The organism is Actinoallomurus sp. NPDC050550 (genome assembly GCF_040655075.1).
Lineage (GTDB): Bacteria > Actinomycetota > Actinomycetes > Streptosporangiales > Streptosporangiaceae > Actinoallomurus.
In genome coordinates, this window is record NZ_JBFAJC010000002.1 from 16,089 (window position 1) to 39,472 (window position 23,384).

Consider the following 23,384-nt stretch of genomic DNA (forward strand, 5'->3'; position numbering starts at 1 on the left):
ACGATGCCCTGGAGCTGGCGGTACGAGAAGGCCGACGGGACGCCGGTGGAGCCCTCCGGCTTCGGCGACGAGACCTGGACGACGCAGGCCGACGCGGAGTCCTGGGTGGGGGAGAACTGGCGGGGCCTTCTGGCGGCGGGCGTCGATCAGGTCACCCTGCTGGAGGACGGGCGCAAGGAGTACGGTCCGATGAGCCTGCACCCCGAAGGCGGCTGATCACGAGGGAGCCGGCACCAGCCCGGCCGCGTCCGCGGCACCAGCTCTGACCTGCGCCCTCACCATGTCGGCGGAGTAGGGTGAGCATCATGGCGGGTCACGCGCTCGCAAGGCGCCCGTGGCGATTGGACAGGCCGGTGTCCGCCGTCGCCGACATCGACCGCGGACGGCTTCGGCAGGCGGCCTGCGTGGGGTCGTGGATCCTGGTCACCGCCGCCCTGTACTACGGGACGGCGCGGCTGGGGCTGCTACTGGCCCTCGTGCACCAGCAGGTCACCCCGCTCTGGCTGCCGACCGGCGTCGCCGTCTGCTGCCTGACGCTGCTCGGCCTGCGGACCTGGCCGGGCATCGCCCTCGCCGCGTTCGCGGTGAACGCCGGGCTCGGCCCGACGCTGCCCGCCGTCCTGATGATCACCGCGGGCAACACGCTGGCCCCCGTGTGCTCCGTCCTCCTCCTGCACGCGGTGGGTTTCCGCTGCGAGATGGACCGGCTGAGGGACGCTCTGGCGCTGATCTTCCTCGGCGCCTTCGCCGGCATGCTCGTCAGCGCCGCCGCGGGGACGCTGGCCCTGGTGCTGGCCGGAGCGGTGCACGCCGCGGGAATGCTCTCGACGCTGGCGGTGTGGTGGACCGGCGACACGATGGGCGTGCTCGTGGTGGTGCCGCTGGTGATGGCCGTCCGGCACACGGGCCTGCCAAGGTTCGGCGCGGCCCGCTGGGCGGAGGCCGCGTTGCTGCTCGCCGGCACGCTGGGCGTCACGGTCTTCGTCACCCAGGTCTCGCTTCACCTGTTGTTCCTCGTCTTCCCCTTCCTGATCTGGGCGGCCTTCCGCTTCGGGCACCTCGGCGCCGCGTTGTGCGTCCTCATCGCCTCGGTCAGCGCGACGTTCGCCGCGGTGCACCGCCCCCACCTGTTGGCGAACGGTGGGCTGCTGCACGCGATGGTGAACCTGCAGCTGTTCAACGGCACCGTCGCGCTGACCACGTTCCTGCTCGCCGCGGTGATCACTGAACGCGACCTCGCGCGGCAGGACCTTGAGCACGTGGCCGAGCACCTCACCGCCATGGCCGCCGAGCTCGAGCGCGGCCAGCTGACGCTCAAGACCATGGTCCTGGACGTTCTCCGCGCCCGGCATGGAGCGGTGGCGCGAGCCCTCCGCCCGGACCAGGAGGGCGGCCCGGGCGGCGCAGCCCCGGCCGCCGGGAGCGGCGCGGACGAACCGTCCGTACGGAGGCCCCGCCGAGCGTGAGGGCACGCACGACCTGTCGCGGAGAGACGGCGCCCACCCACGTGCGGACGGCGGAACCTCGGGCTACGGGCGTTGCGGCGGGCTGACCGTCTTGGCCGGGTCGCGCTCGGCGATCGGCTCGAGGATCTCGTCGATGCGCCGCAGCAGTTCGGCGTCGAGCGTGACGCCGGCCGCCTTCACGTTGTCGCGCACCTGCTCCGGGCGGGACGCACCGATGATGGCGGAGGAGACGTTGGGGTTCTGCAGGACCCAGGCGATGGCGAGCTGCGCCATCGACAGGCCCGCCTCCTCGGCGAGCGGCTTGATCCGCTGCACGCGGGTCAGCACCTCGTCGTTCAGCCACCGCTGGATGAACGCCGCACCGCTCTTCTCGTCGGTGGCGCGCGACCCCGCGGGCGGGGCGGCGCCGGGCTGATATTTGCCGGTCAGCACGCCCTGGGCGATCGGCGACCAGACGATCTGCCCGACGCCCTCCTTCTCGCACAGCGGGACGACCTCGGACTCGATCACCCGCCAGATCATGTTGTACTGCGGCTGGTTCGACACGATCCGGTCGAAGCCCATCTCGTCGGCGATCTTCAGGGCCCGCGCGATCTCCTCGGCGCGCCACTCCGACACGCCGATGTAGAGCACCTTGCCCTGGCGTACGAGGTCGTCGAAGGTCTTGAGGGTCTCCTCGAGCGGGGTCTCGTGGTCGAACCGGTGCGCCTGGTACAGGTCGACATAGTCGGTCTGCAGACGGCGCAGCGAGCCGTGGATCGACTCGAAGATGTGCTTGCGGGACAGGCCGCGGTCGTTCGGGCCGTCACCGGTGGGCCAGTAGACCTTGGTGAAGACCTCCAGCGACTCCCGGCGCTGTCCCTTCAGCGCCCGGCCGAGGACCTCCTCCGCGCGCGTGCCGGCGTAGACGTCCGCCGTGTCGAAGGTGGTGATGCCCTCCTCGAGGGCAGCCTGGACGCACGCCTTCGCGGCGTCCTCCTCCACCTGGGAGCCGTGCGTGATCCAGTTGCCGTACGAGATTTCGCTGACCTTGAGGCCGCTGCGGCCCAAATGACGGAACTCCATGCCCGGAACCCTAGAACGGCAGGGTCAGACCTGGTCCTTCTGCCCCGGCTTCAGGCGCGGCTGCGGCATTCGGAACCGGCGGATCTGCATCGAGCGGGTGGCGGTGTAGAAGCCGAGCCCTCGCAGGTTGTCGTCGGGGAAGCGCTGCAGCGCGAGCTTCTTCACCCGGCGACCGAGGAGGATCGACTCACCGATGATCAGCACGAGCATGACCGGCCAGGCGAACTGGTAGACGTATGCCTTGATCGTCACCGGCGCGACCATGGCGACCAGGAGGATCAGCAGGGTGAGGTACATGAAGAACTCGCCGAAGGTGCGCCGCGAGTCGACGAAGTCGCGGGCGAGCCGGCGGGCCGGACCCTGGTCGCGCTTGGGCACATAGCGGTCGTCGCCGCGGGCCATGCCCTCCTTGACCTTCTGGCGATCCTTGGACTGCCGCTGGCGGGCCTGCGCGTAGGCCTCCTTGCGGGTGCGCGGCGCGGTGATCGGCTGGCGGTTGCGCTTCTGTGCCTCGCTGCGCTTGGGCGTGGGGCGGCCCTTCCCTCCCGATTTGACGACCTCGGGGGTGGTGGAGGGCTCCTCGGTGGCGGTATCAGTACGACGTCGGAACACGCAGATCAGCCTACCGGCGCTCGCGGCGAACATAATGACTGTCTTGAGCGTTAACGCGTAGGGTGGTCAGCGAACCCCAGCAGCGTTTGCGAGGCATCAGCAGAAGGGACCGGCCACGCGCGATGAGCGTGATGAAGCGTATGTCGATGATCTTCAAGTCCAAGGCCAACAAGGCGCTGGACAGAATGGAAGATCCTCGGGAGACCCTTGACTACTCCTATCAGCGTCAGCTTGAGATGCTGCAGAAGGTACGGCGCGGCGTCGCGGACGTCGCAACGTCCCGCAAGCGCTTGGAGCTGCAGATCAACCAGCTCGAGCAGCAGCAGAACAAGCTGACCGATCAGGGCAGGAAGGCGCTGCAGGTGGGCCGGGAGGACCTCGCCCGCTCAGCGCTGGAACGCCGGGCCGGCCTGGACAGCCAGCTGGGCGACCTGCGCGCCCAGTATGCGCAGCTGCAGGGCGAGGAGGAGAAGCTAACGCTCGCCTCCCAGCGGCTGCAGGCCAAGGTCGACTCCTTCCGTACACGCAAGGAGACCATCAAGGCCACTTACACCGCGGCCGAGGCGCAGACCAAGATCAACGAGGCGTTCTCCGGCATCTCCGAGGAGATGGGCGACGTCGGGCTGGCGATCCAGCGCGCCGAGGAGAAGACCGAGAACATGAAGGCGCGCGCCGGCGCCATCGACGAGTTGCTCGCCTCGGGTGCCCTCGAGGACTACTCCGGGCCGCGCGACGACATCCAGGCCGAGCTGGACCGCATGGGTTCCGGCCCCGGGGTGGACCTCGAGCTGGAGCGGATGAAGGCCGAGCTCGGCATGGCCGAGGCGCCCAAGCAGCTCGACGCCGCGCCGGGACAGGCTCAGCCCCAGCAGCACGCCCCGCAGCAGGTTCAGCGGCCGCACCAGCCCGGGGAGGGCCAGTGATCGTCCGGCTGATGGGCGAGGGCCAGCTCAACGTCGCCGACGGCGACCTGGCGGCCCTCAACGACCTGGACGCCGAGCTCGAAAAGGCGATCGAGTCCGGCGACGAGGCGCAGTTCCGCGGCGCGCTGCACGCGCTGCTGGAGCGGGTGCGCAAGGTGGGCAAGCCGCTGCCGCCGGAGGATCTGGAGCCGTCGGATCTGATCCTCCCGCCCGCGGACGCGACCATGGACGAGGTCCGCGCGATGCTGGGCGACGAGGGCCTCATCCCCGACTGATCCCGCAGGCACAAAGCAGGCCAGTCCGGACGTTGTACCTGGAAAGCGTGTCGGACGGGGAGGAAGGGGACACAATGGAGCGCTCGCGCTTCGCGCCCGACCGAGGGCTCACATCGCGCATGCTGCTGACGATGTTCCTGCTGGGGTTGCTGTACGTCGCCTTCGTCGGGTTCTTCTTCGTGTTCGTGCCAGGGCTCTGGCTGGTCGTCCTGGTCATCGCCGTGGCCTTCCTCCTCGCCCAGTACTTCTTCTCCGACCGGCTCGCCCTGTTCGCCATGCACGGGCGGATCGTGTCGGCGGAGGAGGCACCGGAGCTGCACGGCGTGATCGACCGGATCTGCGCCATGTCCGATATGACGAAGCCGCGGGTGGCGATCGCGGACACCGACGTGCCCAACGCGTTCGCCACCGGCCGCAACCAGGAGAACGCCGTGGTGTGCGTCACCACAGGCCTGCTCCGGCGGCTCGACCCGGTCGAGCTCGAAGGCGTGCTCGCCCACGAGCTGTCCCACGTCGCGCACCGCGACGTCGCGGTCATGACGATCGCGTCGTTCCTCGGCATCCTGGCCGGCCTGCTGACCCGCTTCGGCCTCGAGTGGGGCCTGTGGGGCGGCTTCAGCAGCCGCGACCGTAACAACAACGACCAGAGCACCGCGATGGTGCTGCTGATCGTCATCGGCGTCAGCGCGGCCGTCTACGCCATCAGCTTCCTGCTGACCCGCGCGCTGTCGCGCTACCGCGAGCTGTCGGCGGACCGCGCCGCGGCGCTGCTCACCGGTCGGCCGTCCGCCCTGGCGGCGGCCCTGACCAAGGTCACCGGGGAGATGTCCCGGATCCCGACCAAGGACCTGCGGGCCGCCGAGCCGTTCAACGCCTTCTACTTCGCGCCGGCCTTCACCAAGGGGTTCAGCATCTCGACGCTCTTCTCCACCCACCCGTCGCTGGACCAGCGGCTGCAGCAGCTCGCCAAGATCTCCGCGCAGCTCGGCCAGGGAGTCTGAGATGGGCGTGGGGTACGCGCCGCTGCCGGGCCAGGGAGTCTGACATGGGGTTCCTCGACACGCTGCTGGGCCGATCGAAGCCGAAGAAACCCGACCTCGACCGGCTGTTCGCGCTGCCGACCGCGGCCGTCACCCTGGAGGCCGCAGCCGCGCTGACCCCGACCGGAGTGGGCGCGGTCTGCTTCCGGGCCGCCGAGGGCGCGGCGTTCGCGCAGATCGAGAAGGACGTACGCGAGCTCCTCGACGCCGGCGACGAGCCCAAGGTCGAGCTGAGCACCGACGCCTACGGCTACACGTGGCTGGTCTCCCGGCACGGGGCCGACGACCTGGAAGGGCTCGTCACGGACATCCACGCGGTCAACTCCGCGCTGGAGTCCGGCGGGTTCGGCCCACAGCTGCTGTGCTCGCTGGTGGCCTTCACCGGGCCGGACGGCAAGCGCTTCGGCCTCGTCTACCTCTACAAGCGCGGCACCTTCTACCCCTTCGCCCCGCTGCCGGGCGAGAAACGCGACAACGCCCTCGAGCTGCAGGTACGCGGTGCGGTCGGCGCGGACCTGCCGGTCGAGGACGACCTGGGCCGGTGGTTCCCGGTATGGGGCGCGCCCGGGCTGTGACCTTCCTCTTGGAGGCCGTGGGCGTGCGCCGCGGCGACACCGCCATCCTCCAGGACATCACCGCGACCATCCGGTCGGGAGGCTGCACGGCGATCGCCGGGCCCAGCGGCGCCGGCAAGTCGACGCTACTGCGCCTGCTCAACCGGATGCTGGACCCGACCACCGGCCGTGTCCTGCTGGACGGCACGCCGCTCCCGGCGCTGGACGTCCTGGCGCTGCGCCGCCGCGTCGGCCTTGTCGCCCAGCAGCCGACCCTGCTGACGGACACCGTCCTGGACGACCTCCGGGTGGGCCGCCCCGACCTGACGGAGGAGGAAGCACGCTCCCTCCTCGCGGAGACCGGCCTGCCGCCCGGCTTCGCCGAACGTCAGACGGCCGGGCTCTCCGGGGGGGAGGCACAGCGGGTCTGCCTCGCCCGCGCGCTGGCCCTCCGACCGGAGGTGCTCCTGCTGGACGAGCCGACCTCGGCACTCGATCGGGCCAGTGCCGAGGCGATCGAGCGCGTCATCGGCGACATGCGCGCCGCCGGGGGTACGGCAGTGCTGGTGAGCCATGACACGGGCCAGGCGCGCCGGCTCGCCGACGATGTGCTGGTGCTCCGCGCGGGACGACTGGAGGACCAAGGGCCGCCGGAAACCGTCGCCTACCTGCGGGTCGCGGCGCCGTGACCCACGAAAACGTCCACGTCCCGTCCTGGCCGGGCGTCGTGGCGTCCTTCGTCCTCGTCGGGGTCGCCCTGGCCGTCGTCGCGCGGGCCCGACTCCACATCACCCGGGAACTCGTCGTCGCCGTCGTACGGGCCGCAGTGCAGCTGATCGCCATCGGAGCGCTGCTGCTGGCGATCTTCCAGTACGCCGGCCTGCCCGGAGCGTTCGCCTGGGCCGCGATCATGGTCGTCATCGCGGGTCAGGTTGCGGGCCGACGCGGCTCGGGGGTCCCCCGATCCCGGGTGGCCGCCACAACCGGCCTGGCCGTCGGCGGCGGCACCACCCTGCTCGCCCTGGTTCTTCTCGGCACCATCGCCACCCAGGCACGCGTCGTCGTCCCCGTGGCCGGAATGATCATCGGCGGCTCGATGCAGGCCACCGGCCTGGCCCTGCGGCGGGTACGCGACGCGGTCATGAGCGGACGACCCAAGATCGAGGCCCGTCTGGCGCTCGGCCTGCCCGCCCGCGAGGCGTTCGCCCCGCACACCCGCGACGCGCTGCACACCGCGCTCCTGCCCATCATCGACTCCATGAAGGTGGTCGGTCTGATCACGCTGCCGGGCGCGATGACCGGCCTGATCCTCGGCGGCGTCGACCCCCTGACCGCGATCCGCTACCAGATCGTCGTGATGTACATGCAGCTCGCGGCCGCCGCCGTCAGCGCGTACGTCACCACCCGCCTCGCCGAGTCCGCCCTCTTCGACGAAGCCCACCGCCTCCGCGACGCGTGATGTACAGAAAGTTGTACAAGTACCAGGTATCCTGAGGGACATGACGTCCTTCGCGCTCTCTGTACACCCACTGTCCGAGGTGCGCCGACGCCTTTCGGAGACCGTCGCGCGATTCCGGCGCGAGGGTGCTTCCGCGGAACCCGTCGTCTTCGGGTCCCAACGTAAGCCGGAAGCCGTCCTGCTTCCCTACGCCGCCTACGAAGAGTTGGTGGAGTATCGGCGGCGGCGCCATGCTCTCGACGTCGCCGAAGGCTCTGTGCGGGCGGAGGGCCTCGAGCCCTCGGCGGAAACGATCGCGCGCGCGGAACGCTGGGCGCGAGGTGAGATCAGCGAAACGGACGTGTATGAGGAGACGCTCCGGCATTATCGGCGTCTGTGAGTAGCGATCCGTATACAGATCCGGCAACCGGCGTTCTGATCAACAAGCTCGGCATTACCGATGCGGACGAGTTGTCCCGCGCCGAGGCCGACCTCACCTACCTGATGTTGGCGCGGCTCGAGAGGCGTCCGTTGCCCGGGCGCTACGACCTTGCGCATCTGCGATCGTTCCACAAGGTGATATTCGGCGACATCTACCCCTGGGCCGGCGAGTTAAGGACGGTAGCGATCGCGAAGGGCCACGCCTTCTGCCTCCCCCAGTTCATCCGGTCGGCTTCGGATGAGATCTTCAACGGGCTCGCCCGTGAGGGCTACCTGCGGAGGCTCGGTCGAGAGGAGTTCGTCAACCGGTTGACCTTTTACTTGGGAGAGGTCAACGCGGTCCATGCCTTCAGGGAAGGCAACGGTCGTACACAGCGGGCTTTTTTCGGGCAGCTCGCCCGAGAGGCTGGATTTACCGTCAATTGGCGGCGACTGGACGCTGCGCAAAATCTGGAGGCGTCCATCGCGATCATGCGCGGCGATCCCGAGTCGATGCGGCACATGCTGGACGAAGTCGTCGAGTCCGAGTGACCAAGATCCCTGGCGGGCGCCGCCGCCGATAGGGGCGACACCCGCCAGAGATGACGGCTTTCACCCGGCTTACGGGAGGGCGAGCATCTGGTCGAGGGCGGCGCGGGCGTAGTGGGCCGTCTCCTCGTCGACGGTGATCTGGTTGACGACCTCGCCCCGGGCCAGGGACTCCAGCGACCAGACCAGGTGCGGCAGGTCGATGCGGTTCATCGTCGAGCAGAAGCAGACCGTCTTGTCGAGGAAGGCGATCGTCTTGTCCGGGTGCCGGTCGGCGAGGCGCTTCACGAGGTTCAGCTCGGTGCCGACGGCCCACGCCGACCCGGAGGGCGCCTCGTCGAGCATGCGGATGATGTACTCCGTCGACCCGATGTGATCGGCCTCCTTCACCACCTCGTGGCGGCACTCGGGGTGCACGAGGACGTTCACGCCGGGGATCCGCGCCCGGACGTCGTCGACGGACTCCTTGCTGAACCGCCCGTGCACGGAGCAGTGCCCGCGCCAGAGGATCATCGTGGCGTCGCGCAGCTCGTCCGTGGCGAGCCCGCCGTCCGGCCGGTGCGGGTTGTAGACGACGCAGTCGTCCAGCGAGAGGCCCATCTCGAGCACGGCGGTGTTGCGGCCCAGGTGCTGGTCGGGCAGGAACAGCACCTTCGAACCCTTGGAGAACGCCCACTCGAGGGCGCGGCGCGCGTTGGACGACGTGCAGACCGCGCCGCCGTGGCGGCCGACGAACGCCTTGATGTCGGCCGAGGAGTTCATGTACGTGATCGGCACGACGTCGTCGGCGATGCCCGCGTCCTCCAGGACCTCCCAGCACTCCTCGACCTGGTCGTAGGTCGCCATGTCGGCCATCGAGCAGCCGGCGGCCAGGTCCGGGAGCACGACCCGCTGGTCCGGCGAGGTCAGGATGTCGGCGGACTCGGCCATGAAGTGCACGCCGCAAAAGACGATGTACGGAGCCTGCGGCCGGGCGGCCGCCGCCTGAGCGAGCTTGAAGGAGTCGCCCGTCACGTCGGCGAACTGGATGACCTCGTCGCGCTGGTAGTGATGGCCGAGGACGAACAGCCGGTCGCCCAGGGCGGCCTTCGCCGCGCGGGCCCGCTCCACCAGGGCCGGGTCCGAGGCGGGCGGCAGGTCACCGGGGCAGGAGACGCCGCGTTCGCTCGCCGGGTCGGCCCCACGGCCGAGAAGCAGCAGGGGACTGCCGATGTCGATGGTCACTGGGAGGCTCCCTTGGCAAGGACTTATCGTCTTTCTGACGATACGTCATCGTAGGCGGCGGTGGTCAAGCCGCCTGAGACCGCGGTGAAAGAACCCGCCCATTGGGGAATGCCTCCCCGTAGCGGGTACGTTGTGCGGAGAGGCAAGCAACGACGACGGCCGCCACGGAGCGACCGAGCCAATCGGGAGTCAGCACATGACGGTTCCAGCCGAGACCGACACGCAGCAGGGCGTGGTCCTCACCGACGCCGCGGCGGCGAAGGCCAAGAGCCTGCTCGAGCAGCAGGGCGAGGAAGGCCTTGCGCTTCGCGTGCAGGTCCAGCCGGGGGGGTGCTCGGGCCTGATCTACCAGCTCTACTTCGACGACCGCGAGGTGGACGGTGACCTCCTCCAGGACTTCAACGGCCTCAACGTCCGCGTCGACCGGATGAGCGTGCCGTACCTCACGGGCGCCACGATCGACTTCGTGGACACCATCGAGAAGCAGGGCTTCACGATCGACAACCCGAACGCCGGTGGCTCCTGCGCCTGCGGCGACTCGTTCCACTAAGCCTTAAGGCCTCCTGACATCGAGGCTTAAAGGCTGTGCGCGATGATGCCCGTGACCGGGTCCCCCGGACACGGGCATCTGGCGTGTTCGGAGCCGGTGAGGCAGTAGCCTTGCCGGGTTTGGACCGCCATTCGAGACGGCCTCGCGGCAATGACGGGGCCGCCGAACCGACGAGGAGATCGACGTCGTGCGCATCGCTGTTGCCGGCTCCATCGCAACCGACCATCTGATGAGCTTCCCGGGCCGGTTCGCGGACCAGCTCATTCCCGATCAGCTGCACACCGTTTCCCTGTCGTTCCTCGTGGACGAGCTCGACATCCGGCGCGGCGGCGTCGCGGCCAACATCTGCTACGGCATGGGCCTCCTCGGCCAGCGCCCGATCCTCGTCGGCGCGGTGGGCGACGACTTCGCCGACTACCGCTCCTGGCTGGAGCGGCACGGCGTCGACACGTCCTCGGTGCACGTGTCGGAGCTCCATCACACGGCGCGCTTCCTGTGCACGACCGACCAGGACCACAACCAGATCGCGTCCTTCTACGCCGGCGCGATGAGCGAGGCCCGCCAGATCGAGCTGCAGCCGATCGTCGACCGGGTCGACGGCCTCGACCTGGTCCTCATCGGAGCCGACGACCCCGAGGGGATGATCCGGCACACCGAGGAGTGCCGGACCCGCGGCATCCCCTTCGCGGCCGACCCCTCGCAGCAGCTCGCCCGCATGGACGACGTGCGTGAGCTCATCGACGGCGCCGCGTACCTGTTCACCAACGAGTACGAGAAGTCCCTCTGCGAGCAGAAGACCGGCTGGTCGGGCGAGGAGGTCCTGTCCCGCGTCGGGGTCCGCGTGACCACGCTCGGCCCGAAGGGCGTCCGGATCGACCGCGCCGGCGAGCCGAGCCTGCACGTCGACGCGGCCCCCGAGGTCAAGAAGGTCGAGCCGACGGGCGTCGGAGACGCGTTCCGCGCCGGCTTCCTCACGGCGCTGTCCTGGGGCCTGTCCCTCGAGCGCGCCGCCCAGACCGGCAACCTCCTCGCCGCGCATGCCCTGGAGGTCGCCGGGCCCCAGGAGTACACCCTGCACGGCGAGCACTTCGTCGAGCGCTTCGCCGACGCGTACGGCAAGGACGCCGCCGGCGAGGTCGCCCAGCACCTCTGAGCCGCCCCTCCAGCGCTCGCTCCGCTCACGATCGGACCGGAGCGAGCGCACCCCATCATCTGGACTGCGGAGCGCGGCGAACAGACGGCAGAGGACGGACACATCGGGCGTCGCGAACCGCCCTCGTGTCGGCGAGCGCCATCCGGCACGAGGGAAGACGGCGCGTGGGGCGCCGCGAACCGCGCTCGCGGAGCGAGCGCCATCGAACACCGCGCTCGCGCGTCGTTCAGTAGTTACGGCGTATGTGGAACGCCCAGCCGCGGGGGAGTGTCTCCTCGCGGACGAAGTCCTGTGACTTCATGCGGCACCAGGCCGGCACGTCGGTGCGCGCGGCGACGTCGTCGGCCTGCACGGCGATGATCTGGCCGACCGGCACCTCGTGGATGCGCTCGGCCAGCATGATGATGGGAATCGGGCACTTGCGGCCCAACGCGTCGATGGTCAGGACCGGCATGGGTCCGTGGTACGCCGGGGGGGTCGCCTCCCGGGGGGTCTCCCGCTCGGCCCGGCGGCGCCTCAGCCCCATCGCATGATCTCCCTACTCACTTACTGGTCACCCCTGCCGTACGGCGGAGGCGGGCCACGGCGTCGGGCAGAACCGCCAGAAACCGGTCGACATCCGTCGCGCTTGTGCCGCGAGGGAGCGATACCCGGACGTTCCCATGGGTAATCACCCCCATCGCCTCCAGAACATGGCTGGGACGCAGCGTATCGGCCGTACAGGAACTGCCGGAAGAAACGGCGAAACCGAGTCGGTCGAGTTCGGTCAGGAGCGCCTCGCCCTCGACGTACAGGCACGAGAAGGTCACCAGGTGGGGAAGGCGGCGTACGGGGTCGCCGATGACCTCGACGTCCTCGATGAGGTGGGGCACGCGTTCGCGGATCCGGTCGACGAGCGCGGACAGCCGGGGCCCGTCGCGGTTCATCTCGGCGGCGTACGCCTCCAGGGCCGCCGCGGCGGCCACCGCGCCCGGGACGTTCTCGAACCCGGGGACCCGGCGGCCCTCCCGCTCGTCCTCCGGCAGCGGCGACCGCCACCGGGTGTTCTTGCGGACGATGAGCACGCCGACGCCCGGCGGACCGCCCCACTTGTGGGCACTGGCGGCCAGCAGCGACCAGCCGGCCGGGACCTCGGTACGCCCGGCCGACTGGGCGGCGTCGACGAACAGCGGGACCCGCGCCTCCCGGCAGGCCTCGGCCACCTCGGCGACGGGCTGGAGGGTGCCGACCTCGTGGTTGGCCGACTGCAGGCAGGCCAGCGCCGTGTCCGGGCGCAGCGCCGCCGCGAACTCCTCCGGGTCGACGCGCCCCGCACGGTCGACGCCGACCGTCGTCACCTTCCCGCCGTCCCGCTCGTGCAGCGCGGCGGTGTGCAGCACGCTGGAGTGCTCGACCGCGCTGACGACGAGGTGCCGGCCGGTCCGCCGGCGGGCCGACAGCGCGCCGAGCATCGCCAGGTGCACCGCCTGGGTGCCGGACGTGGTGAAGAACGTCTCGTCGGGCCGTACGCCGAACGCGACGGCGATCTTGGCTCTCGCCTGGTCGAGCAGGAGCCGGGCGCGCCGCGCGTCACCGTAGAGCCGCTGCGGGTCGGCCCAGCCGCCGTCCAGGGCTGTGATCAGGGCCTCCCGGGCCGCCGGATGCAGAGGTTCGGTGGACGCCGCATCGAAGTAGGCCACGGAACAGACACTAATGGGGGTCCCACATGGGTGTCCGCGACCCTCACGCTAATGTTTGGTCGACAAGCGTGAACATCGAACTGATCGCCCGGTGATTCGGGCTTCATCGTGGGAAGGCAATCCGTGAGTCCGACCCGCCGTAGGAAGCGGCACATGCCCGCGCGCACTGGAGCGCCGAGCCCGCGTCGGCGCATCCTGCTGGGCGCTGCGGCGCTCTCGATGCTGGCGCTCGCCACGACGGCGTGCTCCGACCAGGAAAAGCGTCTCGGCCTGCCGACGCCGGTGACCGAGCAGGCCAAGCGCGTCGTGACCCTGTGGCAGGGGTCCTGGATCGCGGCGTTCGCCGTGGGCGCGCTGGTCTGGGGGCTGATCATCTGGGCGGTGCTGTTCCACCGCAAGCGTTCCGACCAGCTGCCGCCGCAGGTGCGGTACAACCTGCCGATCGAGATGCTCTACACCGTCGTGCCGTTCATCATCATCGCGGTGCTGTTCTACTTCACCGCGCGCGACGAGACGTATCTCAACAAGGTCAGCAGCAGCACGTCGACGGGTCAGGTCACCCAGGTGAACGTGACCGCCTTCCAGTGGAGCTGGCAGTTCGACTATCCGCAGTACCACACCAAGCCGATCGTCGGTCAGCCCACGTCCCCCGACGGCAACGACAAGCCCGTCCTCGTGATCCCGGTCGGACAGAAGGTGCGTTTCCACCTCGTCTCGACCGATGTCATCCACTCCTTCTGGGTACCCTCGTTCATCTTCAAGCGGGACATCCTCCCCGGGGCCAAGACCGGCGAGGACTTCGAGGTCACCCCGACCAAGACGGGAACGTTCGAGGGACGCTGCGCTGAGTTCTGCGGTGTCGACCACAGTCGGATGCTCTTCCAGGTGAAGATCGTCTCGCCGCAGGAGTTCCAGCAGTTCATCTCGAGCCACCAGGCGAGCGGGAGCGCTCAGTGACCACCACCATCACTCATTCCACCCCCTCCGCCCCGGCCTTCCAGCCGCGGCCGAGCAAGGGCCGCGTCCTCGTGTCGTGGCTCTCGTCCACGGACCACAAGGTGATCGGGTACATGTACCTGATCACGTCGTTCGTGTTCTTCGGCATCGGCGGCATCATGGCGCTGCTCATGCGCAGCGAGCTGGCCAAGCCGGGCCTGCAGATCATGAGCGCCGAGCAGTTCAACCAGCTGTTCACGATGCACGGCACGATCATGCTGCTCATGTTCGCGACGCCGCTGTTCATCGGCTTCGGCAACGTGATCATGCCGCTGCAGATCGGGTCGCCTGACGTGGCGTTCCCGCGCATGAACATGCTGAGCTTCTACTTCTTCCTGTTCGGCAGCAGCATCACGCTCATCGGATTCCTCACGCCGGGCGGCGCCGCCAGCTTCGGCTGGTACGCCTACACGCCGCTCTCGGACATCGTCCGGTCCCCGGAGGTCGGGGGCGACCTGTGGATCATGGGTCTGACGCTCTCCGGCCTCGGCACGATCCTCGGTGGCGTCAACTTCATCACCACGATCTTCTGCATGCGGGCGCCGGGCATGACGATGTTCCGGATGCCGATCTTCACGTGGAACATCCTGCTGACCTCGGTCCTCGTGCTGATGGCGTTCCCGGTGCTGGCCGCGGCGCTGCTGGCCCTGGAGGCCGACCGTAAGCTCGGCGCGCACGTCTTCGACCCGGCCACCGGCGGTGCGATGCTCTGGCAGCACCTGTTCTGGTTCTTCGGCCATCCCGAGGTGTACATCGTCGCGTTGCCGTTCTTCGGCATCATCACCGAGATCCTGCCGGTGTTCAGCCGCAAGCCGGTCTTCGGCTACATCGGCCTGGTCGGCGCCACGATCGCGATCGCGGGCCTGTCCGTGACGGTGTGGGCGCACCACATGTTCCCCACCGGCCAGGTGCTGCTGCCGTTCTTCTCGTTCATGACGTTCCTGATCGCGGTCCCGACCGGCGTGAAGTTCTTCAACTGGGTCGGCACGATCTGGCGCGGGCATCTGACGTTCGAGACGCCGATGCTCTGGTCGCTCGGCTTCCTGGTGACGTTCCTGTTCGGCGGTCTGACCGGCATCATCCTGGCCTCGCCGCCGCTGGACTTCCAGCTCAACGACTCCTACTTCGTCGTCGCGCACTTCCACTACGTGCTGTTCGGCACCGTGGTGTTCGCCATGTTCGCGGGCTTCTACTTCTGGTGGCCCAAGATGACGGGGAAGATGCTCAACGAGACGCTGGGCAAGATCCACTTCTGGCTGCTGTTCATTGGCTTCCACACCACCTTCCTGGTCCAGCACTGGCTGGGCGCGGAGGGCATGCAGCGCCGGGTCCCGGACTACGCCAAGGAGTTCACCTCGCTGAACGTCGTCTCGACGATCGGCGCGTTCATCCTCGCCGTGTCGATGATCCCGTTCCTGTGGAACGTCTTCATCACCACCAAGAACGGCAAGCGGGTCGACGTCGACGACCCGTGGGGCTTCGGCGCCTCGCTCGAGTGGGCGACCTCCTGCCCGCCGCCGCGGCACAACTTCACGTCGATCCCGAGGATCCGCTCCGAGCGGCCGGCGTTCGACCTGCACTACCCGCACGAGGAAAAGCCCGCGGTGACGGCCGCCACCGGGGCGGAGGACTGACATGAAGATCGAGGGTTACCTGTTCGTCTTCTGCGCCCTGTTCTTCGCGATCATGGACGTCATCTACTGGCTGTGGTCGCACGACCCGACCGGTACGACGGCCCTGGCCCTGACCATCGGGCTGGCCGGGCTGACCGGCTTCTACCTCCTGTTCACCGGCCGGCGGATCGACCCGCGGCCGGAGGACGACAAAGAGGCGGAGATCGCCGACGGCGCCGGCGAGCTGGGCTTCTTCAGCCCGCACAGCTGGTGGCCGCTGTTCACGGCGCTGGCCGCCGCGACCGCCGCTCTCGGCGCCGTGTTCGGCTGGTGGCTGCTGCTGATCGGCATGCTCGGGGTCGTGCTCGCCGCGATCGGGTTCGTCTTCGAGTACTACCGGGGCCACTTCTCGCACTGAGACGCCCCCGTACGCACGGAAGGCCGGCACCGCGTCCGCGGTGCCGGCCTTCCGTGCGTAGAGAGGGTCAGGCGGCCAGGGTGTGGCGAAAATCCCGTTCGTGGCGCCCTGCGACGCGCCGCCTGGGCGACGTTGCCCGGCGACCGGAGAACGGCCGCGCAGCCGGACGGGCGGTCCGTCAGGAACGCGCCTGGCGCCGCGTGGCGGCGATCCAGCGGTCCAGCAGAGCGGTGGCCGCGCCGGAGTCGATCGCCTGCAGGGCGCGTGTGTACGCGTCGGCGAGGGCCGCGGTCAGCGTGTCCGCCGGTGGGGTGCCCTCCGCGGCTACGAGCGCCGCAGCGGCGTTCAGAGCCACGATGTCGCGTACGGGCCCGTGCTCGCCGCCCAGCACCGCGTGGGCCACCCGGGCGTTGTGGGCGGCGTCGGCGCCGCGCAGGTCGTCGGGGGTGGCGCGGGGGATGCCGAGGTCGGCCGGGTCGAAGACGGTCTCGGTGGCGGTGCCCTCGCGGACCACCCAGATGATCGACGTCGACGTGGTCGTCAGCTCGTCGAGCCCGTCGTCGCCGCGGAACACCAGCGACGAGCAGCCCCGCTCGGCGAACACCCCGGCGATGATCCCCGCCATGCGCGGGTGGAAGACCCCGACCGCCTGAGCGGAGGGACGCGCGGGATTGGTGAGCGGCCCGAGGAAGTTGAAGACGGTCGGAACCCGCAGCTCGCCCCGGGTCTTGGACGCGTACTTCAGCGCGGAGTGGTAGAGCGGCGCGAAGCAGAACGTGATGCCGACCTCGTCCGCGACCTTCGCCGTCGCCTCCGGGGGCAGGTCGATGACGACGCCGAGCTCCTCGAGGAGGTCCGCCGCTCCACAGGAGGACGACGCGGCGCGGTTGCCGTGCTTGACCATGCGCGCGCCCGCGGACGCCGCGACGATCGCGCCCATCGTGGAGACGTTGACGGTGTGCGCCCGGTCACCGCCCGTGCCGACGAGGTCGACCGCCGGCCCCGGGACGGTGATCGGCCGTGCGTGCGCGAGCATGCCCTCGGCGAGCCCGGCGACCTCGGCGACGGTCTCGCCCTTGGCACGCAGCGCCACGGCGAAACCGGCGATCTGTACGTCGGTCGCCTGGCCCGACATGATCTCGTTCATCGCCCAGGCGGTCTCGTCCGACGACAGCGACTCTCCGTCGATCAGCGCGTTGAGCAGCGCGGGCCACGTCGTACGCGGGTCCATGGGTGCCCCTTCGGGGAGCGGACGGCTACTGGAGGGACAGGCGAGGGTCGGAGTCGCCGACGTGCCCCTCGAGGCGGCGGCGCATCAGGTCGGCGACGCCCTCGGCGAGCGCGACCGGGTCGATCGGCTGGCTCGCCACGGCGTCGGCGCGGGACCAGGTCGCCAGCCAGCCGTCGTCGCGGCGGGCGATGATCACCATGATCGGCGGGCAGTGGTAGATCTCGTCCTTGGCCTGCCGGGCGATGCCCATGCCGCCGGCCGGGCGCGCCTCACCGTCGAGGATCACCACGTCGATGTCTCCCCGATCGAGGTGGACGAACACCGCGGGCTCCGTCGCGACCTCGACGAACTCGACCTTCGGCAGGCCGGGCGCGGGACGGCGGCCGATCGCGAGCATGACCTCATTGCGGGTGTTCGCGTCGTCGCTGTATACGAGGACCTTCATGGTCTCTTCGGTGCTCATCGGCTCATCCATGGGTGACGTGGGCGCGGGATACGAGCCGATGTTACCGGGAGATGACACCGCGGGTCGGGTCGCCCGCCCTGGCGTGCCCGGATGCGCCTCGTGAGGAGCGGAATCGCCTCCACAGGGGGGTCCTGCACGGAGCACCGACAGGTGCCGCAATAATGCTGCCCGTGGCAACAGCAACCGCGACAGAAACGGCACCCCGGTCCCACGCCAACCGGCCCAACCTCGTAAGCGTGGGCACGATCGTGTGGCTGTCGTCTGAGCTCATGTTCTTCGCGGCGCTGTTCGCGATGTACTTCACGATCCGGTCGGTGACCAAGGGGGACGGCGGCCCGTGGCCGGAAGCCCACTTGGACATCCCGTACGCCTCGGCCAACACCTTCATCCTGCTGATGTCCAGTGTGACCTGCCAGATGGGCGTGTTCGCCGCGGAGCGTGGGCAGGTCAGGCGCCTGGGGTCGCTCTTCAACCTCAAGCGGTGGGGTCTGCGCGAGTGGTACGTCCTGTCCTTCCTCATGGGCGCGGTCTTCGTGGCCGGCCAGCTGAATGAGTACCGCACTCTCATCGGCGAGGGCACGACGATCTCCAGCAGCGCGTACGGCTCGGTCTTCTACCTGACGACGGGCTTTCACGGCCTGCACGTGACCGGTGGACTGATCGCGTTCATCTTCATGCTTGGACGCACGTACGCCGCGAAGCGCTGGACACATGAGCAGGCGACGAGCGCCATCGTCGTGTCCTACTACTGGCACTTTGTCGATGCGGTCTGGGTGGGGCTGTTCTTCACCATCTACGGGATCGACAAGATCTTCACCTGACCCAGAACGAGGGATCTTTCGTGAAATGGATCACCGCATGGCGACGGCGCCCGTGGGCGGGCTACGCCGTTGTGCTGGCCGCGCTCGCGATCATCGGCGTCGCCTACGCCGGTGTTTCGCCGAGCTCTGACCGGGCACAGGCGGCCGCCGCCGCGGCGTCGGACCAGGACGTGGCCAAGGGCAAGCAGCTGTTCAACCAGGCCTGCTCGAGCTGCCACGGCGCGAACGCCGAGGGCACGAAGAACGCCCCCAGCCTTCTCGGCGTCGGCGCGGCCTCGGTCGACTTCCAGGTCAGCACCGGCCGGATGCCGGCCATGAACCTCGGCGCGCAGATTCCGCGTAAGAAGCCGGTCTTCAACGAGGAGCAGACGCGTCAGCTCGCCGCGTACATCGCCTCTCTCGGCGGCGGCCCCGAGGTCCCGTCGAAGGACCAGGTCAACCCGGACACCGGCGATGCGGCCATGGGCGGGAGGCTCTTCCGGGCCAACTGCGCGCAGTGTCACAACTTCGCCGGTTCGGGCGGCGCGCTGACCGGAGGCAAGTACGCTCCGCCGCTGACCAAGGCGACGCCCCAGCAGATCTACGAGGCCATGCTCACCGGTCCGCAGGCGATGCCGGTCTTCAACGACACGACGCTGACGCCCGAGCAGAAGCGCGCCATCATCGCGTACGTCACCCAGACCCGCGCCGAGCCCAACCCGGGCGGCAACGGCCTCGGCCGCGTCGGCCCGGTGGCCGAAGGCCTCGTCGGCTGGCTGGTCGGACTCGGACTGATCATCATCGCGGCCATGTGGATCACCGCCAGGAAGCCCAAGAAGAAGCACAATGTCTGATACCAACGACACCCACGGCGCGCCCTCCGAAGAGGAGGAGCGCACGCCCAAGCGCGTCATCGGCACGCCGCCGCAGGTGCAGAACCATGACCTGCTGCCGTCCGCGGAGACGGGCGGGGAGAGCGGCCACGACCAGTACGTGCTCGACCCGGCCAAGGCGCGCAGGGCCGAGCGCACGGTCGCGTTCTTCTTCACGCTGACGTTCCTCGCGGGCGTCGCGTTCATCGTCTTCTACGCCGTCTGGCCGGGCCACGTCGGCAACGACGACATCGACCGCGCGATGCACTCGAACTACGCGCTGGGCACCGCGCTGACGGTGATCTTCCTCGGCCTCGCGGTCGGCATGACGATCTGGGTCCGTCATCTGATGACGACCAAGGAGATCATCCAGGAGCGGCACGAGCTGTCCTCCCCGCAGGAGGACCGGCAGGTCTTCAACCAGTACTTCATGGAGGGCACCGAGGAGAGCGGCCTCACCAAGCGGCCGCTCCTGCGGCGCACCCTGCTGCTGGCCTCCGCCCCGCTGGGCCTGATCCCGGTGATCCTGCTGCGCGACATGGGCCCGCTCCCGGAGAAGAAGCTCCGCCACACCATGTGGAAGAAGGGCACCCGGCTCATCGTCGACGGCACCGGCCAGCCGCTGAAGCCGTCCGACTTCAACTCGCCGGGCGGCATCATCACCGTCATCCCGGAAGTCCCCAAGGACAAGGATCACCCGGACGGCGAGCCCACTCTCGACGAGCTGGCCAAGGCCACGGTCGTGCTGATCAACGTCCCGGAGGACCAGCTCAAGGTCAAGAAGGGCCGGGAGAACTGGAACGTCGGCGGGATCATCGCCTACTCCAAGATCTGCACGCACGTCGGCTGCCCGGCCGCGCTGTACGAGCAGACGACGCACCACATCCTGTGCCCGTGTCACCAGTCGACCTTCGACGCGCTCGACGCCGCTAAGGTGATCTTCGGCCCGGCGGCCCGGCCGCTGCCGCAGCTGCCCATCGGCGTCGACTCCGAGGGCTATCTGATCGCGACGAGTGACTTCCACGAGCCGGTCGGACCCAGCTTCTGGGAGCGGGGGAGGCCCAAGGCATGACAACACTCATCGGCGACCGACTCGGTGAGCGAGGATCGGTGAGCGACCAATGACGACACAGGCACCCCCGAAGGCGGTCGACGCCCCAATCGGCTGGCTCGACGAGCGCTTCGGCACCGTGGGATTCCTCCGCGGCAAGATGAAGAAGGTCTTCCCCGACCACTGGTCGTTCATGCTGGGGGAGATCGCGCTCTACTCCTTCATCATCCTGCTGGCGACCGGCACGTTCCTGACGCTGTGGTTCAAGCCCAGCATGTCGGAGGTCGTGTACCAGGGTCACTACATGAAGCTGTACGGCGTCAAGATGAGCGAGGCGTACAGCTCGACGCTGAACATCAGCTTCGACGTTCGCGGCGGTCTGCTCATGCGGCAGATCCACCACTGGGCCGCGGTCATGTTCGTGGCCTCGCTCACGGTGCACATGCTGCGCGTCTTCTTCACCGGCGCGTACCGCAAGCCGCGTGAGGTCAACTGGCTGATCGGCCTGGGTCTGTTCACCCTCGCCCTGCTGGAGGGTCTGTTCGGCTACTCGCTGCCGGACGACCTGCTGTCCGGCACGGGTCTGCGGATCACCCAGGGCGTCCTGCAGTCGATCCCGCTGGTCGGCACGTACCTGTTCTACTTCGCGTTCGGCGGCGACTTCCCCGGCCACGACTTCATCCCGCGCCTCTACACGGTGCACGTGCTGCTGATCCCCGGCATCCTGCTGGCGCTGGTCGGCGCGCACTTCATGATCCTGTGGCACCAGGGGCACACGCAGTTCCCCGGCAAGAACCGCGAGGAGAAGAGCGTCCTCGGCAAGCCGTTCTACCCGGTGTTCATGATCAAGGCTGGTGCCTTCTTCATGTTCACCTTCATGGTCATCGCGCTGCTCGGGACGTTCGCCCAGATCAACCCGATCTGGCTGTTCGGCCCGTACACGCCCGACTCGATCACGGCGGGCTCACAGCCGGACTTCTACATGGGCTTCCTCGAGGGCGCGCTGCGCATCATGCCCAACTGGGAGACCAACCTGTGGGGTCACACGGTCTCGTGGAACGTCCTCGTTCCCGCGCTCGTGCCGCTGGGCCTGATCATGACCGGCGCGGCGCTGTGGCCGTTCATCGAGCAGTGGGCGACCGGTGACAAGCGGATCCACCACATCGCCGACCGTCCGCGCAACGCCCCGTTCCGTACGGCCGTGGGCATGACCGCGGTCACGTTCTACGGGCTGCTGTGGCTGGGCGGCGGCAACGACGTCATCGCCGACAAGTTCCACGTGTCCCTGTACGCGACGACGTGGTTCTTCCGGTTCGCGGTCTTCATCGGGCCCACCATCGCGTTCTTCGTCACCAAGCGGCTCTGCCTGGGTCTGCAGCGCAAGGACGCGGACATCGCGCACCACGGCGTGGAGTCCGGCATCATCAAGCGGCTGCCGAGTGGCGAGTTCATCGAGGTGCACGAGCCGGCCGGCGAGGAGCAGAGGGCCGTCCTCACGGGCAAGGTCCCGCTGCCCGAGCTGACGCTGGAGGAAGAGGACGAGAACGGCGTACCGGCGCCGTCGGCGCGCAGCCCGCTGGGCAAGCTGCGCAAGGGCCTCAACCGCGCCCTCACCGAGGACGAGGTGTCCGTCAACGGCCACGACGAGGGTCACGACGACGCGGGTTCGCACCACGACGCAGAGGTCGAGCCCGGCGACAGCAAGGCGATCAGCCGCCACTGACGGTCGCCGTCCCACGTGATCGGCCCGCCACCCAGGATCCGGGTGGCGGGCCGATTCGCGTTAGCGACAGGGGCGGCCTGGGGTACGTTCGCCGACGTCCCAGGGCCAGGGGAGGCGGTCGTCAGTCCGCGTCGGGCAGGCCGAGCGCGAAGGCGGCCTCCAGGTCGTGCTGGGAGTACGTGCGGAAGGCGATGTGGGTCTCGGTGTGCGTCACGCCGGAGACCTTGTTGAGGGCGCCGGGGATGACGTCCGCGATCTGCTCGTACTGGCGCACGCGCACGAGCGCGACCAGGTCGAACTCACCGGTCACGGAGTAGACCTCGCTCACTCCGTCGAGCCCGGCGATGGTCTCGGCGACCTCCGGGATGCGCGAGACGTCGGCCTTGATGAGCACGATGGCGGTGATCACGGAATGCCTCCTGCGGTGGTTGCGCGCGGCGTGGTGTCGCCCCGTCGCACAGACTAGTGGAGGCCGTTCGACGCGATCATGGGCGGGCGTATGCGCCGCCGATGGAACTATTGCCAGCTGAGGGCGGCCGACTTGCGGGCGACGGTGCCGCGCCGGACGAGCAGGCCGACGATCATTCCGGCGACGAAGCCGTAGATGTGCGCGACGTACGCGGTCTGGCTCTGGCTGTCGCCGAGGCTGAGCCACTGGAATACGAAGAACTGGGCGAGCAGCGCCCACGAGGGCAGCCGGAACGGGAAGATCGACAGGATCAGCGCGATCGTCCGCGACCGGGGGTAGAGCACCAGGTGCGAGCCGAGCACCCCGGCGATGGCGCCGGACGCCCCGACGAGCGGGGTGTACGAGTCGGGGTAGGTGATCGCGAAGCCGTACGCCGCGATGTAGCCGACGAGGAGATAGAAGACCAGGAACCGGAGCCGTCCGAGACGGTCCTCGGTCGCCGCGCCGAAGATGAACAGGTAGACCATGTTGCCGAGGATGTGGGCGACGCCGCCGTGCAGGAACATCGACGACAGCGCCGACAGCCACGGCCGCTTGTGGTACGGCTTCGGGTGGCAGGCCGCGGCGACCTCCTCCGGCACCGGGTTCGCCCGGTCGGAGAGCAGCTCGTTCGGGACCGCGCCGTACTTCAGCAGAAACGTCACCTGCGCGCACTTGCGCTGCTCCACGCTCTGGTCGTGGTGCCCGATCGAGGCGATCGGCGACAGCAGGAAGACGACGACGTTGGCGGCGATCAGGAAGTAGGTGACCAGGGGCGCGCGCCGCGTCGGCTGGTTGTCGTACAGCGGCAGCGCCAC

The 23,384-nt window shown here is 69.0% G+C and carries 28 protein-coding genes; 19 read left to right on the forward strand and 9 right to left on the reverse strand.

What is annotated here, in order from left to right:
- Positions 1-3: 3 nt before the first annotated feature.
- Both AB0I04_RS02325 and AB0I04_RS02330 read left to right on the forward strand, forming a co-directional pair.
- Positions 4-216 (forward strand): hypothetical protein, encoded by a 213-nt coding sequence (locus AB0I04_RS02325; RefSeq protein ID WP_360877653.1) that lies wholly within the window; start codon positions 4-6, stop codon positions 214-216.
- 89 nt (positions 217-305) lie between these two features.
- Positions 306-1,466: an MASE1 domain-containing protein gene (locus AB0I04_RS02330; RefSeq protein WP_360877656.1), complete on the forward strand. Its 1,161-nt coding sequence runs from the start codon at positions 306-308 to the stop codon at positions 1,464-1,466.
- A 63-nt stretch (positions 1,467-1,529) separates the two neighbouring features.
- Here AB0I04_RS02330 and AB0I04_RS02335 read toward each other — a convergent pair whose 3' ends face one another.
- The gene (locus tag AB0I04_RS02335; protein WP_360877659.1) at positions 1,530-2,531 is read right to left on the reverse strand and encodes an aldo/keto reductase family protein; all 1,002 of its coding nucleotides are present in this window, start codon (positions 2,529-2,531) and stop codon (positions 1,530-1,532) included.
- A 24-nt stretch (positions 2,532-2,555) separates the two neighbouring features.
- A complete protein-coding gene (locus AB0I04_RS02340) occupies positions 2,556-3,143 on the reverse strand; it encodes a DUF3043 domain-containing protein (protein ID WP_360877662.1) in 588 nt (195 codons plus the stop codon).
- Between the two features lie 122 nt (positions 3,144-3,265).
- On the opposite strand from AB0I04_RS02340, the gene AB0I04_RS02345 reads away from it, so the two are divergent.
- The 8 genes from AB0I04_RS02345 to AB0I04_RS02380 all read left to right on the forward strand — a co-directional run bounded on the left by AB0I04_RS02345 (position 3,266) and on the right by AB0I04_RS02380 (position 8,345).
- Positions 3,266-4,066, forward strand: coding sequence for a PspA/IM30 family protein (locus AB0I04_RS02345; protein ID WP_360877665.1), 801 nt, complete (start codon positions 3,266-3,268; stop codon positions 4,064-4,066).
- Positions 4,063-4,341 (forward strand): hypothetical protein, encoded by a 279-nt coding sequence (locus AB0I04_RS02350; RefSeq protein WP_360877668.1) that lies wholly within the window; start codon positions 4,063-4,065, stop codon positions 4,339-4,341. The genes AB0I04_RS02345 and AB0I04_RS02350 overlap by 4 nt, the downstream gene beginning before the upstream one ends.
- Positions 4,342-4,415: 74 nt before the next feature.
- Positions 4,416-5,342, forward strand: a complete 927-nt coding sequence (gene htpX / locus AB0I04_RS02355) for a zinc metalloprotease HtpX (protein WP_360877671.1) — start codon at positions 4,416-4,418, stop codon at positions 5,340-5,342.
- A 44-nt stretch (positions 5,343-5,386) separates the two neighbouring features.
- A complete protein-coding gene (locus AB0I04_RS02360; protein WP_360877674.1) occupies positions 5,387-5,956 on the forward strand; it encodes a hypothetical protein in 570 nt (189 codons plus the stop codon).
- Complete coding sequence (locus AB0I04_RS02365; RefSeq protein ID WP_360877677.1) at positions 5,953-6,624, forward strand: phosphate ABC transporter ATP-binding protein; 672 nt, start codon at positions 5,953-5,955, stop codon at positions 6,622-6,624. Before AB0I04_RS02360 ends, AB0I04_RS02365 begins: the two co-directional genes overlap by 4 nt.
- The gene (fetB, locus tag AB0I04_RS02370) at positions 6,621-7,394 is read left to right on the forward strand and encodes an iron export ABC transporter permease subunit FetB (protein WP_360877679.1); all 774 of its coding nucleotides are present in this window, start codon (positions 6,621-6,623) and stop codon (positions 7,392-7,394) included. The genes AB0I04_RS02365 and fetB overlap by 4 nt, the downstream gene beginning before the upstream one ends.
- A gap of 40 nt (positions 7,395-7,434) precedes the next feature.
- Positions 7,435-7,773, forward strand: coding sequence for a hypothetical protein (locus AB0I04_RS02375; protein ID WP_360877682.1), 339 nt, complete (start codon positions 7,435-7,437; stop codon positions 7,771-7,773).
- The gene (locus AB0I04_RS02380) at positions 7,770-8,345 is read left to right on the forward strand and encodes a Fic family protein (RefSeq protein ID WP_360877685.1); all 576 of its coding nucleotides are present in this window, start codon (positions 7,770-7,772) and stop codon (positions 8,343-8,345) included. Before AB0I04_RS02375 ends, AB0I04_RS02380 begins: the two co-directional genes overlap by 4 nt.
- Before the next feature lie 69 nt (positions 8,346-8,414).
- Here the strand turns inward: AB0I04_RS02380 and nadA are convergent, their stop codons facing one another.
- Positions 8,415-9,566 carry a quinolinate synthase NadA gene (nadA, locus tag AB0I04_RS02385; protein ID WP_360877688.1) on the reverse strand — a complete coding sequence of 384 codons (1,152 nt, stop codon included), beginning with the start codon at positions 9,564-9,566 and terminating at the stop codon, positions 8,415-8,417.
- Between the two features lie 196 nt (positions 9,567-9,762).
- Between nadA and AB0I04_RS02390 the strand changes: the two genes are divergently transcribed.
- Positions 9,763-10,116 carry an iron-sulfur cluster assembly accessory protein gene (locus AB0I04_RS02390; protein WP_360877690.1) on the forward strand — a complete coding sequence of 118 codons (354 nt, stop codon included), beginning with the start codon at positions 9,763-9,765 and terminating at the stop codon, positions 10,114-10,116.
- A 187-nt stretch (positions 10,117-10,303) separates the two neighbouring features.
- Positions 10,304-11,269, forward strand: coding sequence for a carbohydrate kinase family protein (locus tag AB0I04_RS02395; RefSeq protein WP_360877693.1), 966 nt, complete (start codon positions 10,304-10,306; stop codon positions 11,267-11,269).
- A gap of 226 nt (positions 11,270-11,495) precedes the next feature.
- Here AB0I04_RS02395 and AB0I04_RS02400 read toward each other — a convergent pair whose 3' ends face one another.
- A complete protein-coding gene (locus AB0I04_RS02400; RefSeq protein ID WP_345431458.1) occupies positions 11,496-11,723 on the reverse strand; it encodes a sulfurtransferase TusA family protein in 228 nt (75 codons plus the stop codon).
- Between the two features lie 88 nt (positions 11,724-11,811).
- Positions 11,812-12,948 carry a cysteine desulfurase family protein gene (locus tag AB0I04_RS02405; RefSeq protein ID WP_360877695.1) on the reverse strand — a complete coding sequence of 379 codons (1,137 nt, stop codon included), beginning with the start codon at positions 12,946-12,948 and terminating at the stop codon, positions 11,812-11,814.
- A gap of 153 nt (positions 12,949-13,101) precedes the next feature.
- On the opposite strand from AB0I04_RS02405, the gene coxB reads away from it, so the two are divergent.
- Genes coxB through AB0I04_RS02420 form a run of 3 tightly spaced genes read left to right on the forward strand, consistent with a single transcriptional unit; the run spans position 13,102 to position 15,975 of the window.
- Entirely contained in the window at positions 13,102-13,905 is an 804-nt protein-coding gene (gene coxB / locus AB0I04_RS02410; protein ID WP_360877698.1) for a cytochrome c oxidase subunit II, read from the forward strand.
- Positions 13,902-15,578, forward strand: coding sequence for a cytochrome c oxidase subunit I (gene ctaD, locus AB0I04_RS02415; RefSeq protein ID WP_360877700.1), 1,677 nt, complete (start codon positions 13,902-13,904; stop codon positions 15,576-15,578). Before coxB ends, ctaD begins: the two co-directional genes overlap by 4 nt.
- A gap of 1 nt (position 15,579) precedes the next feature.
- Positions 15,580-15,975, forward strand: a complete 396-nt coding sequence (locus AB0I04_RS02420; protein WP_360877703.1) for a cytochrome c oxidase subunit 4 — start codon at positions 15,580-15,582, stop codon at positions 15,973-15,975.
- Positions 15,976-16,153: 178 nt separating this feature from the next.
- On the opposite strand, the gene trpD is transcribed toward AB0I04_RS02420, so the two are convergent.
- Together trpD and AB0I04_RS02430 are read right to left on the reverse strand one after the other, a co-directional pair.
- Positions 16,154-17,206, reverse strand: a complete 1,053-nt coding sequence (trpD, locus tag AB0I04_RS02425) for an anthranilate phosphoribosyltransferase (RefSeq protein WP_360877705.1) — start codon at positions 17,204-17,206, stop codon at positions 16,154-16,156.
- A 25-nt stretch (positions 17,207-17,231) separates the two neighbouring features.
- Entirely contained in the window at positions 17,232-17,669 is a 438-nt protein-coding gene (locus AB0I04_RS02430; RefSeq protein ID WP_360877708.1) for a hypothetical protein, read from the reverse strand.
- A gap of 164 nt (positions 17,670-17,833) precedes the next feature.
- On the opposite strand from AB0I04_RS02430, the gene AB0I04_RS02435 reads away from it, so the two are divergent.
- From AB0I04_RS02435 to AB0I04_RS02450, 4 genes are read left to right on the forward strand one after another with little or no spacing between them, the layout of a single operon-like run.
- On the forward strand, positions 17,834-18,493 hold the full coding sequence (locus AB0I04_RS02435; protein ID WP_360877710.1) for a heme-copper oxidase subunit III: 660 nt from the start codon (positions 17,834-17,836) through the stop codon (positions 18,491-18,493).
- A gap of 20 nt (positions 18,494-18,513) precedes the next feature.
- Positions 18,514-19,326, forward strand: coding sequence for a c-type cytochrome (locus tag AB0I04_RS02440; protein ID WP_360877713.1), 813 nt, complete (start codon positions 18,514-18,516; stop codon positions 19,324-19,326).
- Positions 19,319-20,416, forward strand: a complete 1,098-nt coding sequence (locus tag AB0I04_RS02445) for a Rieske 2Fe-2S domain-containing protein (RefSeq protein ID WP_360877716.1) — start codon at positions 19,319-19,321, stop codon at positions 20,414-20,416. Before AB0I04_RS02440 ends, AB0I04_RS02445 begins: the two co-directional genes overlap by 8 nt.
- 49 nt (positions 20,417-20,465) lie before the next feature.
- Positions 20,466-22,118 carry a ubiquinol-cytochrome c reductase cytochrome b subunit gene (locus tag AB0I04_RS02450; protein ID WP_360877719.1) on the forward strand — a complete coding sequence of 551 codons (1,653 nt, stop codon included), beginning with the start codon at positions 20,466-20,468 and terminating at the stop codon, positions 22,116-22,118.
- A gap of 121 nt (positions 22,119-22,239) precedes the next feature.
- Here the strand turns inward: AB0I04_RS02450 and AB0I04_RS02455 are convergent, their stop codons facing one another.
- Together AB0I04_RS02455 and AB0I04_RS02460 are read right to left on the reverse strand one after the other, a co-directional pair.
- On the reverse strand, positions 22,240-22,527 hold the full coding sequence (locus tag AB0I04_RS02455) for an Lrp/AsnC ligand binding domain-containing protein (protein WP_345431382.1): 288 nt from the start codon (positions 22,525-22,527) through the stop codon (positions 22,240-22,242).
- Between the two features lie 107 nt (positions 22,528-22,634).
- On the reverse strand, positions 22,635-23,384 hold the full coding sequence (locus AB0I04_RS02460; RefSeq protein ID WP_360877723.1) for a rhomboid family intramembrane serine protease: 750 nt from the start codon (positions 23,382-23,384) through the stop codon (positions 22,635-22,637).